Annotated in this window: 7 protein-coding genes; 5 read left to right on the forward strand and 2 right to left on the reverse strand. The window is 67.6% G+C overall.

Features of this window, described 5'->3' with window-relative positions:
* Window positions 1-107: 107 nt before the first annotated feature.
* Together ACRDPS_RS26390 and ACRDPS_RS26395 are read left to right on the forward strand one after the other, a co-directional pair.
* Window positions 108-1,076, forward strand: a complete 969-nt coding sequence (locus ACRDPS_RS26390; protein ID WP_431504641.1) for a zinc-binding dehydrogenase — start codon at window positions 108-110, stop codon at window positions 1,074-1,076.
* 259 nt (window positions 1,077-1,335) lie between these two features.
* Window positions 1,336-2,865 carry an MDR family MFS transporter gene (locus tag ACRDPS_RS26395; protein ID WP_431504642.1) on the forward strand — a complete coding sequence of 510 codons (1,530 nt, stop codon included), beginning with the start codon at window positions 1,336-1,338 and terminating at the stop codon, window positions 2,863-2,865.
* A gap of 11 nt (window positions 2,866-2,876) precedes the next feature.
* Here ACRDPS_RS26395 and ACRDPS_RS26400 read toward each other — a convergent pair whose 3' ends face one another.
* Window positions 2,877-3,512, reverse strand: a complete 636-nt coding sequence (locus ACRDPS_RS26400) for a TetR family transcriptional regulator (protein ID WP_431504643.1) — start codon at window positions 3,510-3,512, stop codon at window positions 2,877-2,879.
* 145 nt (window positions 3,513-3,657) lie between these two features.
* Between ACRDPS_RS26400 and ACRDPS_RS26405 the strand changes: the two genes are divergently transcribed.
* The 3 genes from ACRDPS_RS26405 to ACRDPS_RS26415 are packed head-to-tail and all read left to right on the forward strand — an operon-like array spanning window position 3,658 to window position 6,155.
* Window positions 3,658-4,752, forward strand: a complete 1,095-nt coding sequence (locus ACRDPS_RS26405; protein WP_431504644.1) for a flavin reductase family protein — start codon at window positions 3,658-3,660, stop codon at window positions 4,750-4,752.
* A 45-nt stretch (window positions 4,753-4,797) separates the two neighbouring features.
* Window positions 4,798-5,922 (forward strand): fatty acid desaturase family protein, encoded by a 1,125-nt coding sequence (locus tag ACRDPS_RS26410; protein ID WP_431504645.1) that lies wholly within the window; start codon window positions 4,798-4,800, stop codon window positions 5,920-5,922.
* 26 nt (window positions 5,923-5,948) lie between these two features.
* Window positions 5,949-6,155, forward strand: a complete 207-nt coding sequence (locus tag ACRDPS_RS26415; RefSeq protein WP_431504646.1) for a hypothetical protein — start codon at window positions 5,949-5,951, stop codon at window positions 6,153-6,155.
* A 47-nt stretch (window positions 6,156-6,202) separates the two neighbouring features.
* Here ACRDPS_RS26415 and ACRDPS_RS26420 read toward each other — a convergent pair whose 3' ends face one another.
* Complete coding sequence (locus ACRDPS_RS26420) at window positions 6,203-7,417, reverse strand: IS30 family transposase (RefSeq protein ID WP_431504647.1); 1,215 nt, start codon at window positions 7,415-7,417, stop codon at window positions 6,203-6,205.
* Window positions 7,418-7,652 lie beyond the last annotated feature (235 nt).

Here is a 7,652-nt window from a genome sequence, read left to right on the forward strand (position 1 = left end):
GGCTCGTTCTGACGAGCCGACTCGGCGTCTGGTGTGGTCAGGACGAGCCGACTCGGCGGGTTTGAGAGGGACGGTTGCGCCGGGTCGGCATTCGGTAGGGTCGGCGTATGTTCGCTGCGTACGCCGAGAAGTTCTCATCCGACGATCCGATCTCCGGCCTGGTGCTGGGGGAGCGGCCCGATCCGGTCGCACCCGAGGGGTGGACGACGGTCACCGTGAAGGCCGCCTCGCTCAACCACCACGACCTGTGGTCGCTGCAGGGGGTGGGACTCAAGGCGGAGGCGCTGCCGATGATCCTGGGGTGTGACGCCGCGGGGCTCGACGAGGACGGCAACGAGGTGGTCGTGCACTCGGTGATCTCCTCGCCCGACTGGAGCGGCGACGAGACCCTCGACCCGAAGCGGTCGCTGCTCTCAGAGCGTTACCAGGGCACGTTGGCCGAGAGGGTGGTCGTGCCGCGACGCAATGTCGTCTCGAAGCCGGCCGGGATGTCGTTCGAGGAGGCCGCCTGCCTTCCTACGGCATGGCTGACCGCCTACCGGATGCTCTTCACCCAGGGCGGCCTCAAGGCCGGCGACAGCGTTCTCGTGCAGGGCGCCGGTGGGGGAGTGGCGACAGCGGCGATCACGCTCGCTCGTGCGGCCGGGCTGAAGGTGTACGCCACCTCTCGTGACGAGGCGAAGCAGAAGCGGGCGCTCGAGCTCGGTGCCCACGAGGCCCTGCCGAGCGGCGAGCGGCTGCCGGTCAAGGTCGACGCGGTGATCGAGACCGTCGGACGGGCGACCTGGAAGCACTCGGTGCGTTCGTTGCGGCCGGGCGGGGCGATCGTCATCAGCGGCACCACCTCCGGTGCCGATCTCGACGACGCGATGCTGACCAACATCTTCTTCCTGCAGCTGAAGGTGATCGGCTCGACGATGGGCACCCGCGGTGACCTCGCGTCGCTGGTCTCGATGCTCGAGGCCACCGGCGCCAAGCCGCTGATCGACCGCACGATGCCCCTGTCCGAGGCCAAGGCGGGCTTCGAGGCGATGCACGCCGGTGACCTCTTCGGGAAGGTCGTCTTCACCCTCTGACGCAGCGCCCGGATCCACCGCCCCCGCCCGGCGCACCCGTTCGGTGACGCTGGGGGTGGCCATCGGTGGATCCGGGCTCGGGTGTGACGTACGGAATATCGTTCGACTCCCCTCGGTTCTGCAAGGGACCATTGAGTGTCACCGCCGGGGGGTTCGGAAAAGTTTCTCGTGGCGTGATGTCGAAATCAGCCTGGCCCGTTCGATCTATGTATGAGAGCGGGTGGCAACGGGCCCCCGCGAACCACCCGAGGAACTTCTCATGACTGCTGCCGTCACAACATCACAGCGTCCGATGGACGGTGAGAAGAGGCGTACGCCTGCCGTCATCAACCTGCTCGTGCTGGCCACCTTCGTGGTGATCCTCAACGAGACGATCATGCTCAACGCGATCCCGAACCTGATGACCAGCTTCGGGGTCACCGAGCACGCCGCCCAGTGGGTCTCGACCGCATTCATGCTGACCATGGCCTCGGTGATCCCGGTGACCGGCTGGTTCCTGCAGCGGGTGACGACCAGGACGGCGTACGCCACGGCGATGGGTGTCTTCATCGCAGGCACCCTCATCTCGGCGCTGGCACCGGTCTTCGGTGTCCTGCTCGCCGGTCGGGTCATCCAGGCGGCCGGCACCGCGGTGATGATGCCGCTGCTGATGACCACGCTGATGACAGTGGTCAACGAGAGCGACCGGGGCCGGGTGATGGGCAACGTCACGATGGCGATCTCGGTCGCTCCCGCCCTGGGCCCGACCGTGTCCGGCCTGATCCTGCAGTTCGGCTCGTGGCGGCTGCTCTTCGCGCTCGTGCTGCCGATCGCGGCCGGGGTCGCGTGGTCGGGGCTGCGTCGCCTCGAGAACGTCGGTGAGACCGAGGAGTCGACCGTGGACTGGTTGTCCGTGGTCGTCGCCGCGCTCGGATTCGGGTCGCTCGTCTACGGGCTGAGCCGGTTCGCCGAGGGCGAGGTCGGGGCACCGCTGGCGATCGCCGGCGTCGGTGTGCTGCTGATCCTCGGGTTCGTGCTCCGTCAGCTCCGACTGCAGCGGGTCGGCTCGCCCCTGCTCGACCTGCGCGCTTTCCGGCACTCCACCTTCACCAAGTCGCTGGTCCTGATGGCGATCGCGTTCCTGGCGATGATGGGCTCGATGATCCTGCTGCCGCTCTACCTGCAGACCGTTCGCGGGCTCTCCCCGCTCTACACGGGTCTGCTGGTCATGCCCGGCGGCCTCGCGATGGGTCTGCTCGGGCCGTCGGTCGGGCGGATCTTCGACGCGTACGGCGGTCGTGTGCTCGTGATCCCGGGCTCCGTCGGCATCGTCGTCGCGCTCGGCGGGCTCTCGCAGATCTCGTTGACCACGCCCTACTGGCTGGTGCTCGTGCTGCACATGGTCCTGATGGTCAGCCTGGCCGCGGCCTTCACGCCGGTCTTCACGCTCGGTCTCGGATCGTTGCCTGAGCACCTCTACTCCCACGGGTCCTCGATCCTGGGCACGCTGCAGCAGGTCTCGGCCGCGTTCGGCACCGCTCTGGCGGTGACCGTGATGTCCGTACGTGGCGAGCAGGTCGTCGACGAGGTCGGTGCCGTCGCCGCCCAGGTGAGTGGCCTGCAGGCCGCCTTCCTCGTCAGCGCCGCGCTTGCGCTGGTCGTGGTCGCGATGGCTGTCCTGCTGCCAGCTCGGGCGGAGGGACACGGGGAGCCCGACGCGGAGGCCGACCAGGACCCCGGTCTGGATCTCGATGCCGAGCTCGCCGAGCTGTGCGAGCACGGGCGCGAGCCCGCGGCCTGCGGCTGCTGACGGAGGCTGTCCTACCGCTCGGATCGCCAGTGGTAGACGCCGACCAGGAGCATCCTCAGCTGCGTACGCACGGTGGCGATGATCTGCTCCTCCTGCTCGGCGCGGTTGGTCGAGAGGATCTGCTCGGCGGTGGCGACCAGAACGGTCACGAACAGCGACGAGAGCACGTGCAGGTCCTTGGCGGTCCAGGTGTCGGTGCCGGTCATCAGGGCCAGGTCGGTGGCGAGCTCACGCTCGCAGAGCTCGATCTCGCGGTGGATCGCCTCACGCACCGAACGCGGCCCGGCGACACGCTCGCGGGCGATGAACCCGAAGTGGTCACGGCGCCGGTGAACGTGGTCGACGAGGGCATCGATCGAGCCGTCGACGATATCTTGGTCGGCCCGTGCGTTGCGGCGTACGTCGCGGAACAGGGCGCGCAGCGAGTCGAAGGACTCCTCGACCAGGGCCAGCCCGAGCGACTCGATGGAGTCGAAGTGGCGGTAGAACGCGGTCGGCACGATGCCGACCTGCTTGGCGACCTGACGTAGCGAGAGTGCGGCCAGCGAGCTGTCGGAGCACAGCTCCAGCGTCGCGTCGAGGATCGCCCGTCGGGTGCGGAGCTTGCGCTCCGCGCGGCTCTCCGGCTCCGTACCCGTCTCGATCACCAGACCATCCTAGGGCAGAGCCCGGTACAAGACCGAGTGCACAACTGTGCACCGTGATCCGAGCCACAGTGATGTTGCCTTGACGTGCGGTCGCGCGACCCGCCATTGTTGTCGGTGTACAGATGTTCACTGAAAGGCGAAACACATGGCACTCGACCTCGGCGGCCGGATCCTCCGCTCCCGCACGGTTGCGGCGCTCGCCTCACCGCACGGCATCGACCGCTACCTTACCCAGATCAACCCGATGATGGCAGCGCACGAGGTGCGCGCCCGCATCGTCGACATCCACCCGGAGGTCAGTGCGCCCGGCGCACCCCGTGTGGCGACCGTGACCCTGCAGCCCACCTCGACCTGGCGCGGCCACCGCGCCGGCCAGCACGTCAGCGTCGGCGTCGACACGGGGGAGGGGCGGCGTACGACTCGCGTCTTCACCGTCTCCAACACAGAGGGTAAGCCGGGGGAGCCGCTCACCATCACGGTGCGTGCCCACGACGACGAGCACGCGACGCCGTACAGCATCTCCAAGTACCTGACCGAGCGGGCCACCGTCGGCACGCTCGTGCACCTCTCGCAGGCCGAGGGCGACTTCGTCCTCCCCGACCGCGTGCCCGAGCACATCGTGCTGATCTCCGGCGGCTCCGGCATCACCCCGGTGATGTCCATGCTGCGCTCGCTGCAGCGGCGTACGCACCGCGGCAAGGTCACGTTCCTGCACTGGGCGCCCAGTGCCGACCGCCAGATCTTCGCCGAGGAGCTCGAGGAGATCCGCGGCCAGGGCCACGGCGTCGACCTGCACGTCATGCACACCGCCGACGGGGCGCCCTACCTCTCGCCGGCGCTGCTGGAGAAGCTCGTCCCCGGCTACCGCGACGTGCCGACCTGGGCCTGCGGGCCGGAGTCGCTCATCGACGCGGCCAAGGCTGCGTACGACGGGTCCGAGGAACTCCGGGTGGAGTACTTCAAGCCGCCGCGGGGCGGCGGCGTGGCCGGCGGAGAGATGGAGTTCACCACGACCGGCAAGACCGTCGCGAACGACGGCGCCACGATCCTCGACCAGGCCGAGGCCGCGGGGCTGACCCCCGAGTCCGGCTGCCGGATGGGGATCTGCTTCTCCTGCACCACCAACAAGAGCTCCGGACTGGTCCGCAACGTCCTCACCGGCGAGACCTCCGAGCTTCCCGACGAACAGATCCGGATCTGCGTGAGCACGCCCGAGGGCGACTGTGCTGTCGACCTCTGAGCGCCGCGGATCCCTCCCCAACACGAACGCGTAAGGAAGACAACAATGACCACCGTGGAGAACACCGGCAACCGCCGGCTCACCGCCGAGGAGCTCGAGTCCTTCGGGGCCGAGATGGACGCCATCCGCCAGCGGATCGTCGCCGACCTGGGCGAGGAGGACTCGGCGTACATCTACGACATCGTCAAGAAGCAGCGCGCCTTCGAGGTCGTGGGTCGCTCGCTCTACTACCTGCCCGTGATCGGCTGGATCCCGGCCGTCGCCTGTCTGTCGATCTCCAAGATCCTCGACAACATGGAGATCGGGCACAACGTCATGCACGGCCAGTACGACTGGATGGGCGACCCCGACCTCAACTCGCGCATGTTCGAGTGGGACACGATGGCGCCGTCGGAGAACTGGAAGTACGGCCACAACTACATGCACCACACGTTCACGAACATCGTGGGCAAGGACCGCGACGTGGGCTACGGCGTCCTCCGGATGGACGAGGACCAGGAGTGGCACCCCTACTATCTGGGCAACCCGCTGTACGCCTTCCTGCTGATGACGTTCTTCGAGTGGGGCGTGGCGATGCACGACCTCGAGGTCGACGAGCTCGTCGCCGGTCGCCGGACCTGGGCCGAGAACAAGGAGATCGGCGCTCGGATCTGGCGGAAGGTGAAGAAGCAGACGCTCAAGGACTACGTGCTCTTCCCGCTGCTCACCGGTCCGCTCGCGCCGCTTACGTTCGCGGGGAACTTCACCGCCAACATCATCCGCAACATCTGGACGTTCAACATCATCTTCTGCGGGCACTTCCCGGCCGGCGTCGCGTCGTTCTCGCAGGAGGAGTGTGAGGACGAGACCCAGGGGCACTGGTACTACCGCCAGCTCCTCGGCTCCGCCAACATCACCGGTGGGCGCCGCTTCCACATCATGTCCGGAAACCTGTCCTACCAGATCGAGCACCACCTCTTCCCCGACCTCCCCGCGCGCCGCTACCCGGAGATCGCCGAGGAGGTCCGCGAGATCTGCGAGCGCTACGGCCTGGCGTACAACACCGGCCCGCTGGGCAAGCAGCTCTTCGGGGTGTTCAAGAAGATCTGCAGGTACGCCCTCCCCGACCGCAAGAGCCGGACCGTCGCCCCCGTCGGCACCGCTCCCGCCCTCGAGGAGGTCGCGGCATGACGGAAGAGCGGCCACAATGGGTTGTCATGGAGCCTGAACTGAGCAAGAACGAGATCCGCAAGGATGTCGCCCAGAGTGCCGTCGAGGTCACCGCAACCACGGTCGGCCAGGTCACCATGATCATCACCGGTGCCGTACGCGATGTTGCCGGGGCCATCGGTGGCCTCGCCAGCGAGCTCTTCGAGCTCCGCGCCGCCGCCAAGCGAGCCGAGAACGACCACCTCGCCGAGTAGCCACACCGGCCGAGAGGTCACTTCTGCAGGCCGAGAGGTCGGCGGATTCAAGCGGTGCTCGCAACACCAGGTGGATCTGACGGGTTCGACAGTAGCTGGTCGAGGACTTCGGCGGGGGTTGCCCAGTTGTGGCGTTTGCGGGGTCGGGCGTTGAGTTCGGCTGCGATCATGTCGAGGTAGCCCGGTCCCCATCTGGACAGGTCGGTGCCCTTGGGTAGGTACTGGCGTAGCAGCCCGTTGGTGTTCTCGTTGCTGCCCCGCTGCCAGGGTGAGTGAGGGTCGCAGAAGTAGATGTCGATCCCGGTCGCGGCGGTGATCTGGGCGTGGCGGGCCATCTCTGCGCCTTGGTCCCAGGTCACCGAACGACGCAGCTGTTCGGGCAGCTCGCTGATCTTGGTGATCATCGCTTCGGCGACGGTCTCGGCGGTGTGGTCACCGGGCAGGTGCAGCAGCATCACGAACCCGCTGACACGCTCGACCAGCGTCCCGATCGCCGAGGCCGAGGCCGTCGACCCGAGGATCAGGTCACCTTCCCAGTCACCGGGGATGGCCCTGTCCTCGACGGTGGCGGGACGCTCGGCGATGTTGATCATCCCGGTGATCCTGGCCCGCCGCTGCTGCCCGCTACGACGAGGCTTGCGGATGGCCCGGCCGGTACGAAGATTCCTGGTCAGCTCCCGTTTCAGGCCGCCACGGCCCTGAACGTAGAGCGACTGGTAGATCGCCTCGTGTGACACCCACATCTCCGGATCCTCGGGAAAGTCCTTACGCAGTGTGCCCGCGATCTGCTCGGGGCTGAAGTTCTTCGCCAACCGTTCTTCGACCACAGCGCGTAACCGCAGGTTCGTGACCAGCTTGGCCGGCTTGGCCCGGGTGGCCTTCGTATCGGCATCGGCCTGAGCCGCCGATGGCAGGTACGGCGGGGAGCGGTACCTGTTGCCCGGCGCCGGCAGCCGCCTCAGCTCCCGGCTGATCGTGGAGGGCGAACGCCCCAGCCGTCGGGCGATCTCTCGCCCGCCGACCTCTTCGGCATGCCACAGCCCGATCTGCTCACGCTCCCCAAGACTCAACGACCTCGACCCGCTCCCCACCCCAGCTGGCGGCATCACCCCACCACGCTGCACGATCCACCGCCGACCCGAGTGCCACGACACGCCAACAGCCGCAGCGGCCTCCTCGGTCGAGAGACCCTCTCGCACCCCAGCCCAGAACCGTCCCGCAACACCCCGCGACAACCTCGGGCGACCCATCCGACGCACCATTCGCAACACCCCTCATCGATCAGGTGTTGCGCTCACCCCTTGAACCCAAGGTCACCTTTGCAGGCCGAGAAGTCAGGTCTGCAGGCCGAAAGGTCACTTGTGCAGGTCGAGTTGGCACCTCGGTGACTTCTCGGCCTGCAGGGGTGACTTCTCAGCCTGCGGGGGTGACCTCTCGGCCTGCAAAGGTGACCTCTCGGCCTGCAAAGGTGACCTCTCGGCCTGCGGGGGTGACCTC

This window comes from Nocardioides sp. (genome assembly GCF_050699375.1).
Classification (GTDB): Bacteria; Actinomycetota; Actinomycetes; order Propionibacteriales; family Nocardioidaceae; genus Nocardioides.

Excerpts from the sequence above, each read along its gene's own strand:
- ACRDPS_RS26390 (WP_431504641.1), top strand. The coding sequence starts at position 108 with ATGTTCGCTGCGTACGCCGAGAAGTTCTCATCCGACGATCCGATCTCC.
- ACRDPS_RS26395 (WP_431504642.1), top strand. The coding sequence starts at position 1,336 with ATGACTGCTGCCGTCACAACATCACAGCGTCCGATGGACGGTGAGAAG.
- ACRDPS_RS26405 (WP_431504644.1), top strand. The coding sequence starts at position 3,658 with ATGGCACTCGACCTCGGCGGCCGGATCCTCCGCTCCCGCACGGTTGCG.
- ACRDPS_RS26410 (WP_431504645.1), top strand. The coding sequence starts at position 4,798 with ATGACCACCGTGGAGAACACCGGCAACCGCCGGCTCACCGCCGAGGAG.
- ACRDPS_RS26415 (WP_431504646.1), top strand. The coding sequence starts at position 5,949 with ATGGAGCCTGAACTGAGCAAGAACGAGATCCGCAAGGATGTCGCCCAG.
- ACRDPS_RS26420 (WP_431504647.1), bottom strand. The coding sequence starts at position 7,417 with ATGGTGCGTCGGATGGGTCGCCCGAGGTTGTCGCGGGGTGTTGCGGGA.